Genomic DNA, 23,493 nt, shown 5'->3' with positions numbered 1-23,493 from the left:
GTGAAAAAACTAACAAAAGAGCAAATTTATAAACGCTTAAATAACGAAGAAGATGCTCGCGCGTGTAAGGCCATTGACGATAACGCATGCCAAGAAGTCCCCGGTAATTTTATTACTTTACTGCTAAGCCAACTGTTTAGTAAGTTTGCTGATGCGCTACTCAATCCCAAAATAACGCTGCCGTGGTTAATGCAAAGCTTAAACGTGCCAGCGAGTTTTATTGCTTGGCTAGTACCTATTAGAGAGTCGGGTTCACTGCTGCCACAGTTAGCTATTGCTGGCTTTATCCGCCAATTGCCTATTCGTAAATGGGTGTGGGTTATTGGCGCTATTGTGCAGTCTTTATGTATTTTGGCTATGGTTGGTGTCGCGTTTACACTTGAGGGCAAGCTTGCGGGTTACGCCATTATTGGTTTATTAATTTTATTTAGCTTAGCTAGAGGGTTTAACTCGGTGGCCGCAAAAGATGTGCTTGGAAAAGTTATTCCTAAGCAACAGCGCGGTAATATTAGTGGCTTAGCTGCCAGTATTGCCGGTTTTGCCACCTTAACGTTTGGCTTGCTCATGTGGTTTTTTTCACAACAAAAAGATCAAAACACCGTCATTATAGCCTTAGCACTCGGTGCAATAATGTGGGTGATCGCGGCTTTTTTTTACAGCCAAATAAATGAATATAAGGGGGCAACCGATGGCGGTGAAAATGGCTTGCTGCATGCACTTTCTAAACTTAAGCTGCTTTATAAAGATAAACAATTTGCCCATTTTGTTATTACGCGTGCGCTACTTTTATGCTCAGCTCTGAGTGCCCCTTTTTATATAGTTTTAGCCAGTAAACAGTCTTTTGAATTTTCTCTGCTTGCCACTTTCATTGCCGTTTCTGGCTTTGCTAGTTTAGTCTCGGCGCCTATTTGGGGCAGGCTCAGTGACTTATCCAGCCAGCGTGTTTTAGTGCTTAGCGCTATATTAGTCACATTTAATGGCTTAGCCGTATTTGTTATTGCCACTTGGTATAGCACACTACTGCTAAATTGGTGGGTTATGCCTATATTGTATTTTTTACTCTCAGTTGCACACCAAGGCGTGCGTTTAGGGCGAAAAACTTACCTTGTTGATATGGCTGAGGGCAATAAACGCACCGATTATGTATCGGTAAGTAACACGGTAATTGGGGTGTTATTACTACTTCTGGGTAGTATAGGTTTACTCGAGGCTTTTTTATCAACCGCTGAGCTAATTTTACTTTACAGTACTCTTGGTTTTTTAGGTGCTATAAGTGCATTCTTTTTACCACAAACCGAATAATAGGTTACCAACATTGCTTTATAACTGTGGGCGCTTTAATGCAAATTTGTCTTTCGTGGTACTAAAATAATCGCCGCCCATTTTACCCACCGCATCTAAACGCGTTGGATCAATATATCCGTTCACTAAAACGGTGTCGTCGAGGAAAATACCCACCACATCTAACAGCATCATTTGCCCACCGCTTGGCTCATCTGAAATAGTAATCACCTCTCGCAACTTACATTCGTAGCGCACTTTTGACGCAGCAACACTTGGTACACTGACTAATTGGCTGGGGGTACGCTGTATATTTGCAGCATCAAATTCACTCACGTCACGTGGATAGTCAGCGCAGCTTTGGTTCATTTGTTCAACAAGCGAATGGCTAACAATATTAACTACGCACTCTTTGGTAGCGAGTAAATTATTTAACGTATCTTTATTTGCATTATCCCGAGGGTTTACCTGCGTGACGCTTAAAACCGGCGGGTTACAACTAGCAACAGTAAAAAACGAATAAGGCGCAATATTAGCAACCCCCTCCTCACTTAACGTGCTTACCCACGCAATCGGTCTTGGGCTTATACCGCCCACTAAGTAGCTATAAACAGAGTGATTGCTATTATCGGTTAAATCTAAAAACATGGTTTCTCACTTTTAATCTTAAAAAACTAAATCGGAAAATCGCTACGCTGCGTACAAGTTAAATAATTACTTCATAGCATTTTTAAATAATACATTGAATCCATGCGCATAAAAATAAACATAGTCTGGTTTAAACGTGACTTACGCCTAAGCGATCATCAGCCTTTAAAAAATGCGTTTAGTAACGGCCTGCCTACCCTCTTAATTTATAATTTCGAACCTTTACTACTTGACGATGTGCATTACAACGAGCGGCATTGGCGCTTTGTATATCAATCTATTTGCGACTTAAACACTCAGTTGGCTCGCTTTAACAGCCGCGTATATATATTTAATGAAGATATGCAAACCTTGCTTGAATCGCTTCACTCGCAGTTTGAAATCACAAACCTCTTTAGCCACCAAGAAATAGGGCTAAACAATACCTTTGAGCGTGACATAGCAATTAAAGTCTGGTGCCAACACCATCACATTAACTGGTTAGAGTCGCCAACCGGGGCTGTGATACGTGGCAAAAGAAATCGCAGTAATTGGAACGAGCGCTGGCAACAAACCATGCAAGCACCTATTGCTATACCTAATTGGAAACAAATAAAACCACTTGCTCTTACTGATTATCAAACACCTATACTGCCGAGCGCCTACACGCAAGATAATGAACATTTTCAGCACGGGGGCCCTCGACTTGCCCGTGAAGTAATGCAAAGCTTTTTTGCTGAACGCGGTAAGAGTTATCAAAAAGGAATATCCAGCCCAAGCTTAAGCCGTACACATTGCTCTAGGTTATCGCCCTATTTAGCGTGGGGGAATATCAGCCTGAGGCAAGTGTATCAAATGGCGATTGACGCATACCATAGCACTTCTGCTGATAAAAAAGGGTGGAAGCGCCCACTTGCCGCGTTTGTATCACGCTTGCATTGGCATTGCCATTTTATGCAAAAGTTTGAAAGCGAATGCACCATGGAATTTAAAGCGCTAAATCCGGGTTACCATGCATTTCCGTATCGTGATGACGCCAAGGTTACTAGCGATATTGAACGCTGGGCACAGGGGCAAACTGGTATTCCTATTATTGATGCCTGCATGCGCTGTTTAAAAGCCACCGGTTATATTAATTTTAGAATGCGCGCTATGCTAGTTAGCTTTGTAACGCATCATTTAAACATCAGCTGGCAACAGGCAAGTTTTCCGCTGGCTAATTACTTTTTAGACTTTGAACCGGGAATTCATTACCCACAAATTCAAATGCAAGCCTCTGTCACCGGTATTAATACCATTCGTCATTACAACCCAATAAAGCAATCGGAGGATCAAGACCCAACCGGTGCGTTTATAAAAAAATGGTGCCCTGAACTTGAAAAGCTCCCCATTGAATATTTACATCAACCTTGGGAGCAAACGCCCATGGAAGCGCTATTTAACGACTTTAAACTAGGTGAAGACTACCCTGAGCCGATGCTTGATTTAACCACCGCCTCAAAAGAAGCCCGCGAACGGCTATGGCAATACCGAGAGCGGCCCGATGTAAAACGCGCCATAGGTAAAATTCTTAAAAAACACGTAGCTCCGACTCAAAAAATCACCCGTGTAAAACGCAAAACTCGCAGTAACAGCAATAAAGAGAACACCTAATTATGGCGCACAAAAAACTTAACTTACCGCAAAAAATTTGCCCAGTATGCAATAAGCCGTTTGCGTGGCGTAAAAAGTGGCAACGAGATTGGGATAACGTTATTTATTGCTCAGAGCGGTGCAAACGCAGCAAATAGCCGCTTATAAAAACCAATACACGCATATTCGCTTTAATCTCACTTTATATCTTACATAGCTGTTATAGTGGTTAACGTTTCAACTTGTTATTCAATGCAAGTTAACACTCTACCCTCTGCCTGCTCAACATTCATTACACCTAGCACAGCTAATTAAAAGAACACCCTTTACCAAGCCTTATTTTACAGCCATGGCGTGAGCTTGCCTGTAAAACCCCTCTTTGTTTGTTAGCGATGTAGCATTATTCGTTTATAAACTCAGCATACTTTAATCAAGGATATAGCATGAGTGAATTAACTATTGGCGTAATTGGAACATCACGTAAAACAGATGAAAGACGCTACCCTATTCATCCTGCGCATTTAATGCGTATACCTGAAAAACTCAGAAAAAATATGATTTTTGAGCAAGGTTATGGCGCGGCATTTAATATGAGCGACGAAGAAATTGCAGCACTGACAGGCGGCATTGCCACCCGCAGTGATATTTTAACCCAATTAGGCACCGTCATTATTGCCAAACCAGTGCTTGCTGATTTACAAGAGCTTAAAGAAGGCGGCACAATTTGGGGCTATGTACATTGCGTACAACAACAAGCAATTACCCAAGCTGCCCTTGATAGAAAACTCACTCTTATTGCCTTTGAAGACATGTTTGTATGGTCACCACAGGGGAATGTGGGCCGTCATACTTTTTATAAAAACAATGAAATGGCTGGTTATTGTGCGGTGTTACATGCTCTGCAACTAAAAGGCATTGATGGCCATTACGGTAATCAACGTAAAACCATTATTTTTAGTTTTGGCGCTGTTAGCCGAGGCGCTATTTATGCATTAAAAGCTCATGGTTTTAGAGATATTACAATTTGTATACAGCGCCCCGATCATGAAGTGCGTGAAGAAGTACTTGATTGTCATTATGTTAAAGTACGCCCAGGCATTGAAGGCGAAGCTCGTATGATAGTGGTTGAGCACGATGGTTCGCAGCGTCCGCTTACTGAGCTTATTAGCGAAGCTGACATTATTGTTAATGGCACCTACCAAGAAACCGCAAACCCCGTCAATTTTGTGATTGAATCTGAAGCCGATTGCTTAAAACCCAATAGCCTTATAATAGATGTAAGCTGTGATGAAGGAATGGGATTCTTTTTTGCAAAGCCAACAACATTTAAACACCCAATGTTTAGCTATAAAACCACTGATTATTACGCGGTTGATCATACCCCTAGCTACTTATGGGAAAGTGCAACGCGCTCTATTTCTGCCGCGCTCATTGTATACTTGCCAACTGTTTTAGCCGGTCCAGAGCAATGGCAAAAAGACGAAACCATTCGCCGCGCTATCAATATTGAACACGGAATAATTAAAAACAACGCTATTTTAGCGTTTCAAAACCGTGAAAGCGCCCCGCCTTATCACCTGCAAATAGCTGATATAACCTAAATTCGGGATAATAAATAATCCCAAACATAACGTGAACCTTGTTTATTAAATTATTTGGCTTCTATTTTGCAACTATCTATGTAAATAACGCTTTTTAGCTGTTTTACCGTGTAGTGTTTACAACGTATTGCAAACACTACACGGTATGACTAATTAACCTAAAAAGCCTACACCCTCAACAAGGAGAACATAATGACGATTAAAAAATCTGCAAGTTCAACATGGTCTGGTGATATTAAAAAAGGGAAAGGTTATATCTCAACGCAAAGTGGCGCATTAGATAACCAGCCGTATGGGTTTAATACCCGCTTTGAAGATAAGCCAGGCTCAAACCCTGAGGAATTAGTGGGTGCAGCACATAGTGCCTGTTTTGGTATGGCTTTATCGCTGGCACTTGGTGAAGCGGGCTTTACCGCTGAGAACATAAACACCGAAGCAGTGGTTAGTTTAGACGAAGTGGATGATGGCTTTGCCGTGACGCACATTGCCCTTGAAGTAAATGCAACCATTGCTGATATTTCAAATGAGCAATTTCAAGCATTGTGCGAACAAACCAAAAAAGGCTGTCCTATTTCAAAATTATTAAATACTGAGATTTCGCTTAACGCCATACTTAAGTAAATACCGAGTGTATTAAGCTAGGCGCAAAGCGCTTAAAGCCCATAAAAAATAAGGTTATGCGCATGTAAAAAAGCCATAACCTTATTGCTACTTTTTCATTAATCATAGAAATAAAGGCACTGTTTAATCGCGGTGAGTTACAAAAAGGTTAAACAAAAACAGTTAAATAGATTATGTAAAATATCAATACTTTGTTAGGATTAAGGGCAGGCTTAACCACACCTTATTTTGTAGGTTAAAACAAAGGGTACGATGAATGAATGATAAATCACTAAATTGCGAAAAAGTATCTTGTAGCAATTGCGTTGATTCGAATGAACTAGATTTTGACTTTACCATGGCATTTCAGCCTATTGTAAATTGTCAAAATAATACTATTTTTGGATATGAAGCACTTGTCCGTGGTTTAAATAATGAATCTGCCTACTCTATTATTTCTCGCGTTAACGATACTAACCGCTATACGTTTGATCAGTTATGCAGAATTAAAGCGATTGCACTTGCATCAAAGCTGGGTGTAGATTCGATGCTTAGTATTAACTTTTTACCAAACGCTATCTACAAGCCAGAGCGTTGTATTCGTACCACCCTAGAAGCCGCTAAAAAGTATAACTTCCCTACAACAAATATTATGTTTGAATTTACAGAAGTCGAAAAAATAGAAGACAGCGCACATGTAAAACGTGTTGTGAGCTATTACCAAGAATTAGGCTTTAAAACAGCCACCGATGACTTTGGTTCAGGCTATTCTGGATTAAACCTATTAGCCGATTTTCAAACTGATATTATCAAGCTTGATATGGCGCTGATCAGAGATATCGACAAAGATAAAAATCGCCAGGCAATCGTAACTCACTGTTTAAACATGTTTAGCGCGCTAAATGTTACAGCTCTGGCTGAAGGCATTGAAACCGTTGAAGAATATCAGTGGTTAAAACACGCAGGTATTGAGCTAATGCAAGGTTATTTATTTGCAAAACCTGGATTTGAATGCTTGCCAGAAGTTGATTTTCAATAGCACACCGTTGCTATAAAAAAACCGCCGTTACGGCGGTTTTTTCGTATTAGATATAGGTTATATATCCAAAATTACATATTCCCCAGCTCTATCATCATTGCGGTGTACATACGTAAATTAAGTGCTAATTGCTCAAGGGTAATAAACTCATGTTCTGAGTGCCCGGTGTAGCGTTTGCCCGGCATAGATGGGCCAAACGACACGGCATTATCAAATAGCTTGGCATTTGTACCGCCCCCTATTGAAACAAAATCAGCGTTTTTATCACCCGTATAATGCTTAAAAATATCAAGTAGCTTTTGCGCATGGGGTGCGCTATCTAAAAGCATGGGCGTACCAATGGTGGTTTTAATGTTAGCTAACGTAACCTGATTAGCCGTTTGCCAATTAGCAAGCGCAGTATCAATTTGTTGTTTAAGTAACGTCTCATCTTTACCAACCGGACGGCGAGCATTGACCGCTAAAGTAAGCGCATTACCCTCACGTTCAATAACCGTAGGCGCTACGGTCATTGGCCCCATAAAGTCATGTTCATAAGCAATTTCGCCAAACTGTTTACCGTGAATATCTAAACCAATAAGCTGATTAACAAAATTAATGAGCTGGCCATCACTGTTGTTTTCAAGCTCAACGTTTTTAAATATTTCAGCTAAATAAGCAATGGCGTTAACGCCTGATTCCGGTTCAGATGAGTGGGCCGACATGCCTTTAACACTTATGGCCAGCGCGTTATTTTGCTCTGTAAAATTAAATTCAACTTGCTTAAGTGTGTTAGCTTTTGCTTTTAATTGATTAATTAATGTTTCGTTGGCGTTATGTAGTAATAGGCTGGCATCTTCAGGGATTTGACTGGCAAATGCGCCGCCGGTTACATCACTGACATACACACCTGTTTGTGGTGATGTTGCATCAAATGTTGGCGCAATTAAGCTCCAGCCTTTTTCAGCAACCACTACAGGGTAAGAGGCATCAATGGTTACCGCATACTTTGGTTGCTGATAAGTTTTCATAAACTCAGTTAACGGCCCCCAGTCAGACTCCTCCGCTAGGTAAATCATTAATTCAATACGGTTATCAAGCGCTATGCCTTTATCTTTTATCGCCTTCATGGCGTACATTGCAGTCGCAATAGCGCCTTTGTCGTCTTCGGTACCACGGCCAACCAACTTACCCACCTCTGAGGTGTCAATAACAAATGGGCTTTGCTTCCATTTGCTGGCATTAGCAGGTTGTACATCGCCATGAGTTACTATGGTTACCTTTTCAGTTTGTTGCCCCATACCAATAAGTACGGTGTAACCTAAATCTTGATAATCAAAACCAAGCTCAGCCGCTTTCATTTTTAGTAACGCTTTAAAGCCAATAAAGTCGGGATTTTGTGGTGCGCTAACATCACTTTTATTAACCGTTGGAAAAGACACCAAATTTGTGAGTGTATGTACTTGCGCACTTTGGTAGGTATTTACAGCGTAATCAGCCACGCTGTCATTAATTTTATTTAATTGTGCATGAGTATTAAAGGCCAATAAAGCGATACTAGCTAAAGCTAACTTTTTCAAAACAAATCCCATTTAATTAACAACCAAGAACCATAATTATAACGCCCTTGTGTAATAACAAACAACGCTTTGCGACAGAGCGTAAAACCGCCACTATATTTATCTAACAGCTTTACTAAAGATGCCTGTATAATGCGCACCTTAAAATTACGGGGTTAATCATGAATCGCAGAAAAAAGATCATTACAAAGTTTAATAACAAAGATAAGCGCGCAAATGCAAAATTACATAAAAGTAATAAACCTGCTTATGTGTCTAAAGCTGAACGTGAAAAATTAGCATTACTGGCTCAAGAACAGCAAATAGAGTCTATAAACGATGAAACATGTTTATAAATCAATAAAAACAAAAGCCTGGAACAAAAGTAAAATAAAAGTTAATAAATAGTTGCAAACTAAACACCTAACTGTAATATTGAACATTCAGCAACAATGCTGAAACACACCAATAATCACTTAGGAGGCATAAATGAACAAACTATTTATTATCACTCCTAGTGCTCCTCAAGAATGTTCTGTCGACTATCATTTAAGTGAATGGTTCGACGAATAAAAAAACCTGAATAATTTAAAAGCAATAATGCCTCGCAGTAGGAAGGCTTCTATGTAATTAAAATTCAGGTAACAATAATGAAAAGAAAACTCTCAATTCTTAATGGATCACTAGCCGCGTGCATGTTTTTTTCGTTTGCAAGTAATGCTTGTTTAACAAACGAGGTTGAATCAAACGACACTGAAAGCAATGCAAATTCCCCACTTTGTAGTAATACCACCATTGCAGGCTCGTTGAGTCGAAATGATACTGATTGGTTTAGATTCGAACTAACGCAAACCGGACCTATTGAAGTTAATCTTGACCATCATACTCGTGATGACTTTGACTGGGCATTATATCAAGAAACGGGGTCGGCCCTAGCCGAAGGGGCGACCAGTAATGTGCCAGAAACAGGCAGTTATAACGCGCAATCAACAGGTACTTATTATGTAAAAGTAACGCGTTACTCGGGTACAGGTTGGTACGATCTAACAGTCAATTTTGGTGAAGGTAGTAACACCGGTGGCGGAAGTGGTAACGGTGATTGTGGCTATAGTTCTCGCCCTGCAAAACCAGGTTCATTACAAGCATATTTACAAGGTGGCAGTGCTGATTCATGCAGCACATTAACAGCTGATCAAGGTGCTGTATTACTGATGGGTGGTGGCAGCGATGTTGATCAAGCATTTAGTAATCGCGTTGCCAACCATGTTGGCAGCGGTGCCGATGTTGTTGTGCTTAGAACCTCAGGTACTGACGCCTACAACGATTATTTACTGAACTTAATAAATGCCGACTCAGTAGAAACACTGATCATTGATACTCGCAACAAAGCGAATGATGACTATGTTGACTGGGCTATCCGCAGTGCCGAATTTGTATGGATTGCAGGCGGTGACCAATCAGATTATCTTAATCAATGGCAAGGTACAAAAGTACAAACCGCTGTGCAACACGTTTTTGATAAAGGCGGTGTCGTTGGCGGAACGTCTGCAGGCATGGCATTAATGGCAAATAGCGTTTACGACCCAGATGGCTTTGCTGGCGCAGTATCAGATGAAGTAGTCACTGACTTTTGCCACGAAACACTTAACTTCAGCAGTCGATTTATTGATGTGCCTGTATTAAACAACAGCTTAACCGATACGCACTTCCAAGAACGTAACAGAATGGGGCGCGCCATCGTGTCTTTAGGCCATCACAGCAATCAGTATTTTTCTATTGCAGCCAGTGAGGCAACCTCACTGTTCATCGATGCCTCTGGTACAGGGGTTGTTGACGGCAGTAATGAAATTTACATCTTTAAAGAAACGGCTAATACGCAAAGAGTGACATTGCAATGTGGCAGTGCTGTTAACTATCAAAATATTAATAGAGTAAAGCTACTACCTGGTGATAATTACAATGTGGTTAGCCACGCTCATAATGGTATGCAACTAGACGTGAGCATTAATGGTAATAACAACAACTTCTACTCCCCTATCAATCCTTATTAATCCCCCCAGTTAAGAGCCCTTTGGGCTCTTTTTTAACTGTCGCAAAAATAATAACTAAATAAACAAAAACCTGATAATTACCTATTCGTTTTATATTCAAGCCACTTTGAAGCCAAAGGGTTAAAATAATGCGTATAACGGATCGCTACATAGCCAACCACAGCGCTTGCTACTAGCAGCTCAAATACCGCTAAGTAATGTATTTGATTTATAAACTGCATATCCACGTTCATCGTTAGCATCCAATCCGCGAGTTTAAATAACGCCGTAGCACCAATGACCATGGGAAAGGTAAATGCAGCAAACCCTGGGCAAAACCTGCGGCGTAGTAATTTAAAAAATGCCGTATAAATAATGAGTGTCATTAGTATGGCAATACCAAATAACCCCCCAATAATCACTGGTGACGGTTGGGTCACCACAGTGAAATACCCCGCTAACGATAAACTTGCTGGCGCCGCTAAAATAGCCAGTGTAGGCTGTGCAGCATCAGGAATTTGTTCAGCAAATATTATCCGGTAAATCATTATCGGCAACATAACTGCGTACATTAACATGCCAAAATAAAGTGCCCCTTGTGCTAAAAATAGCAGTGCTGGGTTACCCGAGAACGCGACATCGGCAACAATAATCCCCACCGGTGGTACAAACCAACTTGGCACCATGTGTTCAATTTTAAATTCACGAACACGATGAATAATAAAGCTCAGTAAAAATCCCAAATGCAATAAAAATGCGCCTACCCAAAGCACATCCCCTGCTAATGGATTAACGTTCCCTAACGAATTAGATACCACCAACGTTGCCATAGCAAAAGTAGGCACCACACTGCCTACAACAGGGTGCGCTAAGTCGGCTTTTAGTAATTGCGGGTGCAGTAAAAATTTTAAGCCAAGTATTAATAATAATACGCTTGCAATTGCCGCCCCAGTGTATTGCGCTGCGCCATTTACATTGAACATATTTTCCCAAGCCCAACCAAGGCTGGCTATGCCTAATGCTAATCCGCCCATTGGGGTGGGTGCGGTTATTACTTTGGTTTTTATATAATTAAACATGTTTATACTCCACACTCACTGTTTATCTTATAAAGAAGTTTAACCTTGCATTTTGTTTAGTTAAATCTAATTATATAGAACACACGTTCAGAAAAACTAAACACCAAGCTCATGAATATTTCTCTTAAACAACTTAAAGTGTTTGTAGGTATTACCCAGCATACAACGCTTAGCGCAGCCTCTGAGCGGCTTTACTTGTCTAAAGCGGCACTCAGTATGTCTCTTAGCGAGCTTGAAAAACAATTAGGCCACCCACTGTTTGACCGGGTAAATCATCGCTTAATTTTAAATCAAGAAGGGCAAAAATTACTGCCCCTGGCCGATGAATTACTGCACAGAGCAAATGATATTAATACGCTTTTTTCGCCCCACGCAACAGCCAGTGGCACGTTAAAAATAGGTGCCAGCGATACCATTGGTAATCATGTGTTACCCTCTATACTCAGTGGATTTCGCCAACAACAGCAGCATTATTCTCAGCAGGTTTTTATTTCAAATTCTGAGCTTATTTGTCAAAAACTGCGCGACTTTGAACTCGACATTGCATTAATAGAAGGCCATGCCCAGCAAAGTGACTTAGTCTCAACCGTGTTTAGTCAAGACTCTATGTGTATTATTGCGCCGCCATCCCACCCTTTAGCTAAAAAACCACAGCTTAATTTTAATGACTTAGCAAACAGTCAATGGGTATTAAGAGAGACCGGCTCTGGCTCACGCTCATTCTTTTTACAAAACCTTGCTACGCATATCGATAATTGGAGTCAAAGCTTTGAGCTCAATACCACAGAGGCATTGATCAACAGCGTTGCAGAAGGGTTAGGGCTGGGGTGTTTATCGTCACTCGCGGCACAGTACGCTGCAAACGATGGCCGCGTTACGCAGCTTAACTTAAACCATTCCATGCAAAGACAGTTTTGGTTAGTGATGCATAAAGACAAATACAAAAATCCGCTGCTAACGCAGTTTATAGATTTTTGTCACAAGCAGAATTAAAAAATTAATAGTAATTAACTGTCAGATTCGATTAACCAAAAATCGAATCTGACAGCTCACACTAACTTACTCTCTCATCTTAAAACGCGTAACTCATAGCCAAATTAATAGAACGACCCTGCCCTGCTAATTGGTTAAATCCCTGCGTTGAATCATGTTTAAACTCAGCAATACTTACGCCGCCCAGTGGTAATTCATAATACTCATCAAGCAGGTTGGTAATATCAACACTCACAGTCAATGCATCCCAACTGGCTTTTGAGCTTAAATTAAGTAAATGATACTGCTCGGTTTGGTTTTCTAGGCGGTTGCTATCTACGCGGGTTTTACTATCGACCCACTGCCACGTGAGTGCGTTTTCAAAGCGGCCTATTTGCTGGTTAATCGCAAAGTAGGTTTGCAGTGGCTTAATTTGATAAAGCGGCTGATTGGTATCGTCGCGCTTACCACGGGTATTGGTAATGTTAGCTTTTAACGACCAACTACCATACTGCTTAGACTCGTGCAGAGTAGCAACCGCATCTAGCTTTACTCCATAAAGCGTGGCATCTACGTTATTAAACATAAGTACATTACGAGTATTGGCAGCAAGCGCTGTGCGGTTAAAGCTTCTTACTCTGTTGACGTCAATATAATCATTTACATCGCTCACCCACGCATTAGCACTGATACGCCAGCTGTCGTCTTTAGCCATACGGGTATACGTAGTGCTAAGCGTATGTGCGGTTTCAGGTTTAAGGGCAATGTTACCAATATAGCCATTACCATCGCCGTACCAACCTATCATGGTGGTGGCCATATTTCCCACCCCCCAACTGTAACGTTCGTATAAATTAGGTGCGCGATTTTTACGAGCTAAACCAATTTGTAACTCGTCATTATTGCTTAGTTGATAGTTAATCAGCACGTTTGCATCGACTAGGTTGTCTGTTTGTTTTTTGTTCTGACCATTAAACTCTTTAGCGGCCATTGCATCGCTTGGCATCGCCATGGCCATCGCACTCATAGCGGCCATACCTGCGTTGTATGCTTGTACATCGTCGGTATTGGTTATTACATTTTCAAATCGAACGCCTGCATTTAACCACCAGCGAGTATTTAGTTGGCTTTCATATTCAGCAAGCAGGGCAATACGCTGACGCCGGCCGTTATTAATATTGTTGTAGTCATTTGGCCCCATCATCATTGAGCCTTCAACCGCAGGCCACCAATCATCAATATTCATATAATGGTACTCTTGGGCGAGTAATAACTGGCTGTTGTTTTCAAGCGCTAATCGCCATTTTAACTGAGTGCTTATATCTTCGGCGTCGGTTTTCATTGGCATTTTTCCGGTTTTTTCTGCGCTGAAAAAGCCCATTTCATGCTTTACGCTATGCCAATTTAACTGCGCTTCAAGCTCACTGTTTGTAAAAGCACGCTTATACTGGGCAACAGCGCCATAGCTGGTGTTATCTGTCATATCCATATATTGGTTAGCAAAGCCTTGATAGGGTATTTTTTGATGGCTTAGCTTAACAACTAATTGTTGCTTATCATCGCGCATGGCAGCACTTAAACTATGGTTTTGCGCGCGGTACAGGGTATCGAGCACTAAATCGCCATTACCATCTTCATAACTGTTAGCATCGCTAAACGCACCTTGATAATTAAAACTGAATACGTCGCTGGCAATGCGCATACCTGCGCCGACCTTTTTGGCGTTATCTAGCGTATTGTATTGGGCTGATACGTAGCCAGAGTGCCAGCCAAGTTGCTTGCTTTCACTGTACTGAGGTGAAATAGAATTAACCGCGATCACCCCTGCAATATTATCGCCTCCCGCGCTTACCGGAGAAATACCTGCAATTACTTTGTAGCTACTAATTTGATTGGCTGAAATATACGACAGTGGCGGGTTCATTTGATTGGCACAGGCGGCGGTGATTTGCGCTCCATCGACCAGTACCGCCACTCTATCGCCCATTAAACCATTTAAAACAGGTAAGTTAGCCATGCCACCGGCGGCTGAAAAGTCCACACCTAAATCAGTTAATAACGATTCAGATGAACCTAACGATAGGTGTTTGTTTTGTGCTTGACCGTGTACTTCAATCACTTCAATTGAGGCGTCATCTGCAAAGGCAACAGGCGATAGTACGCCACTTATAACAAGTGCCAAAGGCGATACTAAATAGGAGGTTAGGGGATTTTTTTTATCAGTCATTATTGATTTACCACAAAAATTTTGTAGGTAAATTATACGTACTGCGGCAAGTTAAAAAGCGCGACATATTGTCGCACTTTGTTAATTTTTAACCCTGTTCGTCATCAAAAATGTCTTCTATTTTAAGTTTAAACAACCTTGCGGCCTTAAAAGCCAGTGGCAAGCTGGGATCGAACTTGCCCTTTTCAATGGCATTAATCGTTTGGCGCGATACATCCAACAGCTCGGCCAACTTTGCTTGAGTGAAATTATGCTCGGCTCTTAACACTTTTAATCTATTTTTCATTCATCACCTGCGCAATAGTGTTTATTAAGCACATACACACTAATTAAATACACCGCCCCCATTAAAAACATTAAGTCGGGTATTTGCGCTTTAAAATCAATTAAACCACTCAATTGTAAATTGGTGTATGCCAGCCCGCCTACTAACACTGCACCTAAGGTAAACCCCATGGCACTGAGATGTATTTTTTGCATTAATTCATCCATGCCTTGCAAATAGCGCTTGTTGGCTAAAATCATCCCTACGCCAGCAGCCAAATTTATAATAATAAAAAAGCCACTAATTAGCGCTGAACGATCCCAGATTAAAGTGGGGCCAAAGCTGCAAATAGCTAAAGTAAAAAGCCATATTAAGGTCCATTTAGCTAGGTAACTGGTATTTTTAATTTGGCGTTGTTTTAAATTTAATTCTGCTTTCATTGCCTTTATCCTGTTTTTAAAAGTAATGTTTACTTTACAAATATCATTCATGCCTTACAAAAAGTCAAGTTAACATTACATTTTAAATTTAACACTGCTTATTTTTGATTGCGTTAATACTTTGCTGAACTTACTTAACCATCCTTTGGTTGGCTTAAGTTAAATTTTATTCATCTTAAATTATGGTTTAGTCCATGACGAAAGAGAGCTTTTAATTTAAAATGCACGCCTCTTTACTCCTCATTTCCACATTCAACTAAATAAGCGTGTGTGCTTTATTTTTAAACGCACTGGCGTTTAGTTTGTTATTAAATTTTATTTATTATCTTCAAGGATTTTATATGGCCGTTGATACTACATCGCCGTCGGGTCAGCCCAATAGAACCGCTATTTTAATTGTGCTGGCGTTGGGTACTTTTATTTTGGGGTTATCTGAATTTTCTATGATGCCTATGTTGCCATTAATTAGTGAGGCTTTTGGCAGTACCCCGTCACAAAGTGGTTATGCTATTAGTGCTTATGCTCTTGGGGTGGTGGTTGGCGCACCCATTTTAATGTTGGCAACGGCAAATATGCGAAAACGACGAGCGCTATTATTATTTTTAAGCTTAATGTGTATTTCAAACAGTTTAAGTGCATTAGCGACCTCGTTAGAACAACTGGTGCTGTTTAGGTTTTTAAGTGGCCTTCCCCATGGCGCTTATTTTGGTGCCGCGTTATTACTGGCCTCTGATATAGCACCGCAAGGAAAACGCGCTAGCTTTATGTCAAAAGTGTTTATGGGCTTAACCATAGCCACTATCGTTGGTGTGCCGGTGGTGACATTGGTTGGGCAAAATCTTAGTTGGCGTTATTGCCTCGCTGCGGCTGGGGTGTTGGCGTTTATTGCCTTTATTTTTGTGTATAACGTGGTGCCTAATGTTAAAAACACCCATACTTCGAACTTACTCAACGAATTAGGGGTGCTAAAAAACAAACTGGTTTGGTCAATATTAGGGATTGTTATTATTGGCTTTGGTGGCGTATTTTGTATTTATACCTATGTGGCCGATACGATCTTAGAGGTCACTCAGAGCGCGCCCTATACAATTTCAATTGCTATGGTGATGTTTGGTATTGGCTCTACGCTCGGTAATTACGTACTAGGTAAAGCTGCCGATAAATCAGCGATAAAAACCACCGGATTTACGCTTGCCTCTACCATTGTTTTTGCATTTGCATATGTCAGTGCCAGCTATAATATTTATCTGCTGTATGCGGTTATATTTTTTATTGGCTGCAGCTTAGGGCTATCAACCTTAGTGCAAACGCTATTAATGGATGTATCACCTGACGGCCACGCCATGATTGGGGCATTAGTGCAGTGTGCGTTTAATATTGCAAATGCTATTGGCCCTTGGGTTGGCGGCATTGCTATTGCAAAAGGGGCAGCGCCAAATCAAACAGGCTATGTTGCTGCGGCTTTATTTTTAGGTGGGCTGTTAATGTGGCTGCTTAGTTATATACAAATTAGCGGCAACAAAACTAAACAGGCACAGCCTTGTTAATAAAAACAAAAAGAGCCGCTAAGCGGCTCTTTTTTACATTTTACTCTTTAGCGTATTAAACGCTAATAGATGACATATCAATAACAAAACGGTATCTCACATCAGAGCGTTCCATACGCTCATAAGCGGTGTTAATTTCGTCTATGTTGATCATTTCGCACTCTGGCAGTACGTTGTGCTCACCACAAAAATCAAGCATTTGCTGTGTTTCTGCAATGCCGCCAATTAACGAACCAGCCACACGACGACGACCCATTAAAAGAGGAACTGTGTTTAGCTCATCTACTGGGCCTACTTGGCCAACAATAACCAAGGTACCATCGATATCAAGTAGTGGTGTGTAAATTGATAAGTCATGCTTTACAGGCACGGTATCAATAATGACATCAAACGCTGACTGCGCATTTTTCATTTCATCATCATTGTTTGATACTAAATAATGCTGTGCGCCGAGCTTAATTGCATCTTCTTTTTTAGACTCTGTACGACCAATAACAGTAACGGTTGCACCCATTGCTACTGCATTTTTAACCGCCATATGACCTAATCCACCAAGGCCTACCACAGCAACACGGCTACCTGTTTTTACACCCCATTTATGTAACGGTGAATAAGTAGTAATACCGGCGCAAAGTAACGGCGCCACGCGCGATAATTCTAAGTTTTCAGGCACTGATAATACAAACTCTTCGCGTACTACAACGTGTTTAGAGTAACCACCTTGAGTCATTTCGCCGTTAACTCTATCGGTTCCGCTGTAAGTACCGACCATGCCTTCACGACAAAATTGCTCTTCGTGATTATCACATTGGTCACAGCTTTGGCAGGAGTCAACCATACACCCTACGGCAACGGTATCGCCTTGTTTGTATTTTTTTACATCACTACCGACTGATATTACTTTACCTACAATTTCGTGCCCAGGAACTAATGGGTAATTACTACCCCCCCAGTCGTTACGCACTGCGTGTAAGTCTGAATGGCACACACCACAATATAAAATTTCTATTGCTACATCGTTATTTCGTAAATCGCGGCGCTCAAAAGAAAACTCTGTAAGCTCAGAACCTTGGCTTTTTGCTGCATATCCGACTGTTTTCATAATAACTCCATAGTTTATTAAAAATCATCCACAGTATGCATTGTCAGCTATGAACATAAGCTGATCATGTGCAACTGCAAATAGCCCCATAAAGTGCAGGGCTGTTTATTAGTATTCAATTATTCCACAACAACGGCATTTAACTCGTCAATCAGTGTTTTAATACGCTGTGCATTTTTACCTAAATCACTTTTACCAATGCGTGATTTACTACGTATGTCGACCACACGCTTACTGCCTTTATCGTTAATACGAACCACAACATCGTCTTTAAAGCCAAACCAGGTCGTGGTGTCTGTTGCTTCAACAATGCCATTATTAACATCACTATTAACCAGTTCCCAGCCTAAGTTTTCCATGGCTTTAGTAATTGCTGCCACCAGCTCTGTTTGGGTTTGGTTGTACTCGAGCGGTTTTAGTTCTGGGTACGCTTCACGTTGCTGCGCTGCCGTTTCTTCACCCGCGTAAGCAACAGGGTTAGGTGCATCAGCACGTAAAGGCACAACCGCAACAAACTTAGGTGGGTTAATTAAATCGGTAGAAATATCATGAATTGGCGGAACACTTTTTGCTGTATTCATCATGTTAATCGGCATTGCAATCGCAACAGCTGCAAAAATAACCGTGACCACTGCACTGGTTAGGCTCACTGTTTTACGCATGAATAGCACTTGAACTAATAATAAGGCTAATGCTGCCCCACCAACATAAACGCCTAATCTAAAACCAGCAAAGGCAGTACCTAGTTCAACAATATTAAATTTATAAAGAGGTCCCGGTAGTACCACCATTAAAAAAGCGATAAGCCCAACTAAGGTCACTAAATGTTTCATTGCCTACTCCGTTATTGTTATATGGTTATTGTTTTTTAAACAAGCTTTATACTGTTAACACTCCAATTTAGATTACTATGACCGATAAGTATCTATAAACTCATAATTTATTGCCCTTTTAAAGTAGATAACTTGACTCCTTGGTAAAAATCAACAAACTACGAGGGTAAAATTATCAGGGTATTATTATTTATGAAAACAGAGATTAGTTACCGGTTTGAGTCATCACAAGTAGCCAACCGCTTTTTACACGAATTAAAAGATTGGCCAGTCAATGACGTAAAAACACGTCTTTTTAATGGCGGCGACAGCGTTAAAGTAAGCTACGAATATGATGAAAGCGGATTTGATTATACCGTTGCCGAACTTGATGATTTAGCCGAGCAACACGGCGGACAAGAAGTATCGAGTTAAGATACTTATACCTACGCTCAATAACCACAACACACTTTGTAGCCATGCCTGCATTGTAAACTTTAAGCTTACAATGTTATGTAGTAATAGGTATTACACAACGTATTAAAGACCCCATACCCACTTCACTTTCAACCTCTATAGTGCCATTGTGCTCTTTAAGTACATTGTAAACTATAGCCATTCCCATACCAGTGCCTTGGCCTACGGGTTTAGTGGTAAAGAAGGGATCGAACATTTGTTTAAGTGTATCAGCGTCCATTCCACAGCCGTTATCTGCTACCTCTATGTAAATATTGTTTTCATTGGCAAACAGCTTAACTCTTATTTTTCCTTGCTGATCGCGCAAATCGTCGCAGGCGTGTTTGGCATTAATTAATAAGTTTACAAACACTTGTTTCATCGATGATATATTACACCGTGTTAGAGGTAACTTTTCAATGTGTAACTCTATAGCACATGTCCCTAGCTGGTTGTCGAGTAGTTTTAGTGTGCTATTGAGTGATTCTGTAATATCTGCCATTGCAGTTACGTTGTCTTTTAGGCTTGCAAAGTCAACAAGGTTATTAACAATATGAGCGATACGTTCTAATCCCTCTTGGGTATCATCAACTAAGTCATCAATATCGTCCACAATAAAGCTTAAATCGTTCTCTTGATTGAGCTGAACTAAAATAGACTCTAACTGCGATACTGAAATCGATTTATCTACAAATTGTTGAGCCGCCGTCATTAACGAAACCAACACGGGCTTTATAAATTTTATACTTTCTACATTGCTGGTTATGTAAGCAAGCGGGTTATTTATTTCGTGGGCCATCCCAGCAGAGAGTGTCCCTAGCGTGGCCATTTTTTCACTTTGCATTAAGGTTATTTGTTGGTTTTTAACCGTTTCGAGCTTTTCTTCCAGCTCTTGATTAACAATAAACAATGCCCGTGTTTTGTCTTCTAGTAGGGTTTCTAATTGATCTCTGGCTGATTTTTCGCGCAAATACGCTTTTTTATAATTGTAGTCGTCTTCAGCCATGGGGAGTCTCATATTTTATTTCAATTAAACACGAATCAAACCCATCATGCATACACTGGGCATGATTAAGTTTAGCATCAACCCCATAATGAGCCGCAGCACCAAAAATAAGCCCTTCGGCGCACATACAAAGCTGTCGCTTAGAGTTGTAACGCATTAAAATAAACCCGTCTTCAATAATTTGGGCGTCAATTTCAGGTAAATTAGGCTCATGATAAAGCTTAGCTACTTCAACATGAATTACTTTATCAATACCAATAATGAGATCAGCAAAACAATTAAAGTTAGCAACAATGCTTGGATGACGTGCCTTTAAGTGAGAAAATAAATACTCTCCAAAGGCTTTTAATACCTCTGGCATAGACATAGAAAGTGCAGTTGCTACATCTTGGGCTAAACCAACTATTTCTTCATCCGGGTAACTTTCTGCAGAAATATAAACACGACCCTCCGGTGCATTTTTTTCAAGTAAGTCGTCCCATGCTGCCATGCCACATTTTTCAATAACCAGTGCCTCAAGCCCTCTAAAGATAACGCCTTTCATGCATGTTCCCTCTATTATCACTTTTAGATTGTTAGCTGCATCTTCAATTAGTTACAAACGCTCGCTACCTTACTGCTCATATGTACACTAGCGTAGTAAGCCTTACTCTGTAAAATGTCAGCATTAAAGTAATAGTAGTTTAGTCGCTTGTAAAACGCCCAAAAATGTTCGTTATTTGCATGGTCAACGTTTAACATTAAGTGACATTAAGGAAGCGTGATCACATTCTGCTTTTTACTCTATTGGTGGCAACGCTATTGGCAGGGTCGTCTGGCCAAAAGTGCTTGGGGTAGCGCCCTTTCATCTCTTTTTGTACCTCGCGGTAACTACTATTCCAAAAATGTGCTAAGTCTTGGGTTAACTGTAGTGAACGCTTGCCTGGCGATAACAACTCCATTAGCAATGCTAATTTACCGTTAGCTAACATGGGTGTACTGGTTAAACCATATACCTCTTGCATGCGCACACTAAGCTTGGCGGGGCCATCAAGTTGGTATTCAATTTTTATGTTAGAGCCACTTGGTACTGTTAGTCGCAGTGGGAGTAAAGATTTTAGCTCGCTTTGCTGTTGCCAATTAAAACAGTTTTGTAGTGCCTCAAAATAATTAAACTTTTTAAGTTGCTCAAGAGTTTTAATATCTTCAAGGTATACCCCTAACCAATCACCTGCTGTTTCAATGAGCTGCTGCTGATTAATAACAGGAAACTGTTCTGGCATCAATTTGCTGGCTAGGCACATTCTAATAAGTAACTGCTCACTTTCTTTTTGCTCGTAAAACAGTGAAAAGCCCTGCTTGGCAAACACACTAAGCCATGCCTTGGCACGCTCTGTTTTATCAAGCTTATGTTTACTTGGTTGGCTGCTAAGGGTAATTTCTCCAAGTTTTACTTCATCTTGATGAATAAACCTAGCAGCTTTTTCATCAAACTCGCAGCGGGTCAACTCAGTGAATAAATGCGGTAAATACTCTTTAAGCGCTACTGGATTTAGCGCCGTGGCCGCAAAAACTCGCCCGCCTTTGTGTCCGCCCATACTGGCAATAGCTATATATTCGTCATTATGCCAGTAGTCAGGGTTTAGCTCGGCCCCTGCGCCATTAGCAAGTAAGTAGCCATTACCGCGTTTTTTAGCGATGCGATCTGGGTAGGCAAGCGACACTAATAAGCTTAAATGATCGGTGTTTAAATCTGTTTTGCTGTCGGTAAATTTTAAGCGTTTTAACCAATAATTTAATTGTTGCTTAAACACAGGATGCGGACGCTGCTGTTGACTATGCAGTGCTAGGTTGAGCTCATTGGCAGTACTAACTCGGCTTTCTAGTAAGGCGACTAAATAAATAGCTAAGCGATAAATCCCACTTAACTGTGGTTCTAGCATTTGCGCTTTTAATAACATGTGCGCTAGGCGAATATCGGCACCAAAGCCCAACATTTTACTCCCCAGTGCGGTGAGCTTACCGTGGCTATCTATAGCTTCAAGCATAGATAATAAATTAGTAGCTTGGCTGCATTGTTGCTCACTCGGCGGGTCAAGTAAGGTGAGTTCACTAATACTTGCACCCCACTGCTTCGCCTCTAGCATCAGTTGGCTAATATCTGAGGTAAGAATATCAGGGTTATCGTGGCTGTTTCGTCGCTCAAAAGTTTGTTTGGAACCTAACCGATACACAACCCCTGGTTCTATTCGTCCTGCACGCCCTGCGCGTTGTACTGCCGATGAACGCGATATACTTTGAGTCGTCAGCTCAGTGACACCGGTTTTTAAATTAAAGCTGGCTGCACGGCGCTTGCCGCTATCAATCACAATTCGAATGCCTTCAATGGTTAAGCTGGTTTCGGCAACATTGGTGGTCAGTACTACTTTTCGCATCCCTTGAGGCGCAGGTGCTATTGCAGCTTGTTGATTGGCTTTATCTTGCTCACCAAATAAAGTGGCGACTAGGCAGTTACTAGGTAAGTCGCTCAATGCTTGTTGCACGCGCAGTATTTCTCGTTGGCCGGGTAAAAATACCAGCGCACTGCCGGTTTGCTCATTGAGTGCTTGTTTTATAATAGCGGGGATGGCATCAAGCCAGCGGCTTTCATCTTTTATTGGGCAATATATTTCGTCAATCGGGTAACTTCGCCCGCTTGACTGAATAACTGGGCAATTAAAAAATGCGGTATAACGATCGCTATCGAGGGTGGCCGACATCAGCATAATGGTTAAGTCTTCACGTAGCGCCGCTTGCGATTCTAAAGCAAAAGCCAGCGCGGTATCTGCTGCGATAGAGCGCTCATGAAACTCATCAAAAATCAGTAAATCAACATCACTGAGCTCAGGGTCATTTTGTAACATGCGTGTCAGCATGCCTTCGGTGACTATTTCAAGGCGCGTGTTCGCACTTACTTTACTCTCACCTCGCACCCGTAAACCAACACTTTGTCCAAGGGATTCGTTTTGGCAATGCGCTAAATAATTGGCAATATTACGTGCAGCTAAGCGCCGAGGCTCCAACATCACTATGTGTTTATAATGCCCATCGCGCATAAGCTGTAATGGCAACCACGTTGATTTACCTGCACCAGGCGGCGCTTGCAGTAAGGTGATTGGGTTGGCTTTTAATGCATCAATGAGTGAGTTATATATTTCTTGAACCGGCAGCACGCTATTTACCCTAAATTACTTTGCCGCCATTGTAGCAAAAATTAGCAG

22 protein-coding genes are annotated in these 23,493 nt (G+C 41.1%); 11 read left to right on the top strand and 11 right to left on the bottom strand.

Annotation, left to right across the window (positions count from 1 at the left end; all coding sequences use genetic code 11):
• Nucleotides 1-1,302 (top strand): MFS transporter, encoded by a 1,302-nt coding sequence (locus QL984_RS02230; protein ID WP_064663136.1) that lies wholly within the window; start codon nucleotides 1-3, stop codon nucleotides 1,300-1,302.
• Between the two features lie 18 nt (nucleotides 1,303-1,320).
• Here the strand turns inward: QL984_RS02230 and QL984_RS02225 are convergent, their stop codons facing one another.
• Nucleotides 1,321-1,929, bottom strand: a complete 609-nt coding sequence (locus tag QL984_RS02225; RefSeq protein WP_064663137.1) for a flavin reductase family protein — start codon at nucleotides 1,927-1,929, stop codon at nucleotides 1,321-1,323.
• Nucleotides 1,930-2,031: 102 nt separating this feature from the next.
• Between QL984_RS02225 and QL984_RS02220 the strand changes: the two genes are divergently transcribed.
• The 5 genes from QL984_RS02220 to QL984_RS02200 all read left to right on the top strand — a co-directional run bounded on the left by QL984_RS02220 (nucleotide 2,032) and on the right by QL984_RS02200 (nucleotide 6,780).
• Complete coding sequence (locus QL984_RS02220) at nucleotides 2,032-3,561, top strand: deoxyribodipyrimidine photo-lyase (protein ID WP_138764129.1); 1,530 nt, start codon at nucleotides 2,032-2,034, stop codon at nucleotides 3,559-3,561.
• 2 nt (nucleotides 3,562-3,563) lie between these two features.
• The gene (locus tag QL984_RS02215) at nucleotides 3,564-3,698 is read left to right on the top strand and encodes a DUF2256 domain-containing protein (protein ID WP_010391223.1); all 135 of its coding nucleotides are present in this window, start codon (nucleotides 3,564-3,566) and stop codon (nucleotides 3,696-3,698) included.
• A 285-nt stretch (nucleotides 3,699-3,983) separates the two neighbouring features.
• A complete protein-coding gene (locus tag QL984_RS02210) occupies nucleotides 3,984-5,141 on the top strand; it encodes a N(5)-(carboxyethyl)ornithine synthase (RefSeq protein WP_064663139.1) in 1,158 nt (385 codons plus the stop codon).
• Nucleotides 5,142-5,333: 192 nt separating this feature from the next.
• Complete coding sequence (locus QL984_RS02205; protein ID WP_058154341.1) at nucleotides 5,334-5,762, top strand: OsmC family protein; 429 nt, start codon at nucleotides 5,334-5,336, stop codon at nucleotides 5,760-5,762.
• 256 nt (nucleotides 5,763-6,018) lie between these two features.
• Complete coding sequence (locus tag QL984_RS02200; protein WP_058154340.1) at nucleotides 6,019-6,780, top strand: EAL domain-containing protein; 762 nt, start codon at nucleotides 6,019-6,021, stop codon at nucleotides 6,778-6,780.
• A 71-nt stretch (nucleotides 6,781-6,851) separates the two neighbouring features.
• Here QL984_RS02200 and QL984_RS02195 read toward each other — a convergent pair whose 3' ends face one another.
• The gene (locus tag QL984_RS02195) at nucleotides 6,852-8,339 is read right to left on the bottom strand and encodes a dipeptidase (RefSeq protein ID WP_138764130.1); all 1,488 of its coding nucleotides are present in this window, start codon (nucleotides 8,337-8,339) and stop codon (nucleotides 6,852-6,854) included.
• 161 nt (nucleotides 8,340-8,500) lie between these two features.
• Between QL984_RS02195 and QL984_RS02190 the strand changes: the two genes are divergently transcribed.
• Nucleotides 8,501-8,674, top strand: a complete 174-nt coding sequence (locus QL984_RS02190) for a DUF2986 domain-containing protein (protein ID WP_013464421.1) — start codon at nucleotides 8,501-8,503, stop codon at nucleotides 8,672-8,674.
• A 294-nt stretch (nucleotides 8,675-8,968) separates the two neighbouring features.
• The gene (locus tag QL984_RS02185) at nucleotides 8,969-10,369 is read left to right on the top strand and encodes a pre-peptidase C-terminal domain-containing protein (RefSeq protein ID WP_138764131.1); all 1,401 of its coding nucleotides are present in this window, start codon (nucleotides 8,969-8,971) and stop codon (nucleotides 10,367-10,369) included.
• Nucleotides 10,370-10,446: 77 nt separating this feature from the next.
• On the opposite strand, the gene QL984_RS02180 is transcribed toward QL984_RS02185, so the two are convergent.
• Nucleotides 10,447-11,427, bottom strand: a complete 981-nt coding sequence (locus QL984_RS02180) for a TDT family transporter (protein ID WP_138764132.1) — start codon at nucleotides 11,425-11,427, stop codon at nucleotides 10,447-10,449.
• A 111-nt stretch (nucleotides 11,428-11,538) separates the two neighbouring features.
• Here QL984_RS02180 and QL984_RS02175 point away from each other — a divergent pair, with 111 nt between their 5' ends.
• Nucleotides 11,539-12,420, top strand: coding sequence for a LysR family transcriptional regulator (locus tag QL984_RS02175; protein WP_138764133.1), 882 nt, complete (start codon nucleotides 11,539-11,541; stop codon nucleotides 12,418-12,420).
• A 79-nt stretch (nucleotides 12,421-12,499) separates the two neighbouring features.
• On the opposite strand, the gene QL984_RS02170 is transcribed toward QL984_RS02175, so the two are convergent.
• The 3 genes from QL984_RS02170 to QL984_RS02160 all read right to left on the bottom strand — a co-directional run bounded on the left by QL984_RS02170 (nucleotide 12,500) and on the right by QL984_RS02160 (nucleotide 15,331).
• Nucleotides 12,500-14,626, bottom strand: coding sequence for a TonB-dependent receptor (locus QL984_RS02170; RefSeq protein ID WP_290171949.1), 2,127 nt, complete (start codon nucleotides 14,624-14,626; stop codon nucleotides 12,500-12,502).
• Nucleotides 14,627-14,714: 88 nt separating this feature from the next.
• Nucleotides 14,715-14,912 (bottom strand): helix-turn-helix transcriptional regulator, encoded by a 198-nt coding sequence (locus QL984_RS02165; protein WP_013464415.1) that lies wholly within the window; start codon nucleotides 14,910-14,912, stop codon nucleotides 14,715-14,717.
• Entirely contained in the window at nucleotides 14,909-15,331 is a 423-nt protein-coding gene (locus QL984_RS02160; protein ID WP_028835426.1) for a hypothetical protein, read from the bottom strand. Before QL984_RS02160 ends, QL984_RS02165 begins: the two co-directional genes overlap by 4 nt.
• Before the next feature lie 341 nt (nucleotides 15,332-15,672).
• Here QL984_RS02160 and QL984_RS02155 point away from each other — a divergent pair, with 341 nt between their 5' ends.
• Entirely contained in the window at nucleotides 15,673-16,878 is a 1,206-nt protein-coding gene (locus tag QL984_RS02155; protein WP_013464413.1) for an MFS transporter, read from the top strand.
• 55 nt (nucleotides 16,879-16,933) lie between these two features.
• Here the strand turns inward: QL984_RS02155 and QL984_RS02150 are convergent, their stop codons facing one another.
• Both QL984_RS02150 and QL984_RS02145 read right to left on the bottom strand, forming a co-directional pair.
• Nucleotides 16,934-17,980: an NAD(P)-dependent alcohol dehydrogenase gene (locus tag QL984_RS02150; RefSeq protein ID WP_013464412.1), complete on the bottom strand. Its 1,047-nt coding sequence runs from the start codon at nucleotides 17,978-17,980 to the stop codon at nucleotides 16,934-16,936.
• Nucleotides 17,981-18,099: 119 nt separating this feature from the next.
• Entirely contained in the window at nucleotides 18,100-18,813 is a 714-nt protein-coding gene (locus QL984_RS02145) for a DUF1499 domain-containing protein (protein ID WP_013464411.1), read from the bottom strand.
• 192 nt (nucleotides 18,814-19,005) lie between these two features.
• Between QL984_RS02145 and QL984_RS02140 the strand changes: the two genes are divergently transcribed.
• A complete protein-coding gene (locus QL984_RS02140; protein WP_008108632.1) occupies nucleotides 19,006-19,227 on the top strand; it encodes a hypothetical protein in 222 nt (73 codons plus the stop codon).
• A 76-nt stretch (nucleotides 19,228-19,303) separates the two neighbouring features.
• Here the strand turns inward: QL984_RS02140 and QL984_RS02135 are convergent, their stop codons facing one another.
• The 3 genes from QL984_RS02135 to hrpB all read right to left on the bottom strand — a co-directional run bounded on the left by QL984_RS02135 (nucleotide 19,304) and on the right by hrpB (nucleotide 23,445).
• Nucleotides 19,304-20,254: an ATP-binding protein gene (locus QL984_RS02135; protein ID WP_013464410.1), complete on the bottom strand. Its 951-nt coding sequence runs from the start codon at nucleotides 20,252-20,254 to the stop codon at nucleotides 19,304-19,306.
• Nucleotides 20,247-20,798, bottom strand: coding sequence for a heme NO-binding domain-containing protein (locus QL984_RS02130; RefSeq protein WP_013464409.1), 552 nt, complete (start codon nucleotides 20,796-20,798; stop codon nucleotides 20,247-20,249). The genes QL984_RS02135 and QL984_RS02130 overlap by 8 nt, the downstream gene beginning before the upstream one ends.
• 220 nt (nucleotides 20,799-21,018) lie before the next feature.
• The gene (gene hrpB, locus QL984_RS02125; protein WP_138764135.1) at nucleotides 21,019-23,445 is read right to left on the bottom strand and encodes an ATP-dependent helicase HrpB; all 2,427 of its coding nucleotides are present in this window, start codon (nucleotides 23,443-23,445) and stop codon (nucleotides 21,019-21,021) included.
• Nucleotides 23,446-23,493: the final 48 nt, after the last annotated feature.

The organism is Pseudoalteromonas sp. APC 3495 (genome assembly GCF_030407645.1).
Classification (GTDB): Bacteria; Pseudomonadota; Gammaproteobacteria; order Enterobacterales; family Alteromonadaceae; genus Pseudoalteromonas; species Pseudoalteromonas tetraodonis.
Note: the sequence above shows the minus strand (reverse complement) of the source record. Positions and strands in the feature narration are given on the sequence as shown.

Bases quoted from the DNA above. Each gene is read 5' to 3' on its own strand.
- QL984_RS02225 (WP_064663137.1), bottom strand. From the start codon at position 1,929: ATGTTTTTAGATTTAACCGATAATAGCAATCACTCTGTTTATAGCTAC.
- QL984_RS02220 (WP_138764129.1), top strand. From the start codon at position 2,032: ATGCGCATAAAAATAAACATAGTCTGGTTTAAACGTGACTTACGCCTA.
- QL984_RS02215 (WP_010391223.1), top strand. From the start codon at position 3,564: ATGGCGCACAAAAAACTTAACTTACCGCAAAAAATTTGCCCAGTATGC.
- QL984_RS02210 (WP_064663139.1), top strand. From the start codon at position 3,984: ATGAGTGAATTAACTATTGGCGTAATTGGAACATCACGTAAAACAGAT.
- QL984_RS02205 (WP_058154341.1), top strand. From the start codon at position 5,334: ATGACGATTAAAAAATCTGCAAGTTCAACATGGTCTGGTGATATTAAA.
- QL984_RS02200 (WP_058154340.1), top strand. From the start codon at position 6,019: ATGAATGATAAATCACTAAATTGCGAAAAAGTATCTTGTAGCAATTGC.
- QL984_RS02190 (WP_013464421.1), top strand. From the start codon at position 8,501: ATGAATCGCAGAAAAAAGATCATTACAAAGTTTAATAACAAAGATAAG.
- QL984_RS02185 (WP_138764131.1), top strand. From the start codon at position 8,969: ATGAAAAGAAAACTCTCAATTCTTAATGGATCACTAGCCGCGTGCATG.
- QL984_RS02180 (WP_138764132.1), bottom strand. From the start codon at position 11,427: ATGTTTAATTATATAAAAACCAAAGTAATAACCGCACCCACCCCAATG.
- QL984_RS02175 (WP_138764133.1), top strand. From the start codon at position 11,539: ATGAATATTTCTCTTAAACAACTTAAAGTGTTTGTAGGTATTACCCAG.
- QL984_RS02170 (WP_290171949.1), bottom strand. From the start codon at position 14,626: ATGACTGATAAAAAAAATCCCCTAACCTCCTATTTAGTATCGCCTTTG.
- QL984_RS02165 (WP_013464415.1), bottom strand. From the start codon at position 14,912: ATGAAAAATAGATTAAAAGTGTTAAGAGCCGAGCATAATTTCACTCAA.
- QL984_RS02160 (WP_028835426.1), bottom strand. From the start codon at position 15,331: ATGAAAGCAGAATTAAATTTAAAACAACGCCAAATTAAAAATACCAGT.
- QL984_RS02155 (WP_013464413.1), top strand. From the start codon at position 15,673: ATGGCCGTTGATACTACATCGCCGTCGGGTCAGCCCAATAGAACCGCT.
- QL984_RS02150 (WP_013464412.1), bottom strand. From the start codon at position 17,980: ATGAAAACAGTCGGATATGCAGCAAAAAGCCAAGGTTCTGAGCTTACA.
- QL984_RS02145 (WP_013464411.1), bottom strand. From the start codon at position 18,813: ATGAAACATTTAGTGACCTTAGTTGGGCTTATCGCTTTTTTAATGGTG.
- QL984_RS02140 (WP_008108632.1), top strand. From the start codon at position 19,006: ATGAAAACAGAGATTAGTTACCGGTTTGAGTCATCACAAGTAGCCAAC.
- QL984_RS02135 (WP_013464410.1), bottom strand. From the start codon at position 20,254: ATGGCTGAAGACGACTACAATTATAAAAAAGCGTATTTGCGCGAAAAA.
- QL984_RS02130 (WP_013464409.1), bottom strand. From the start codon at position 20,798: ATGAAAGGCGTTATCTTTAGAGGGCTTGAGGCACTGGTTATTGAAAAA.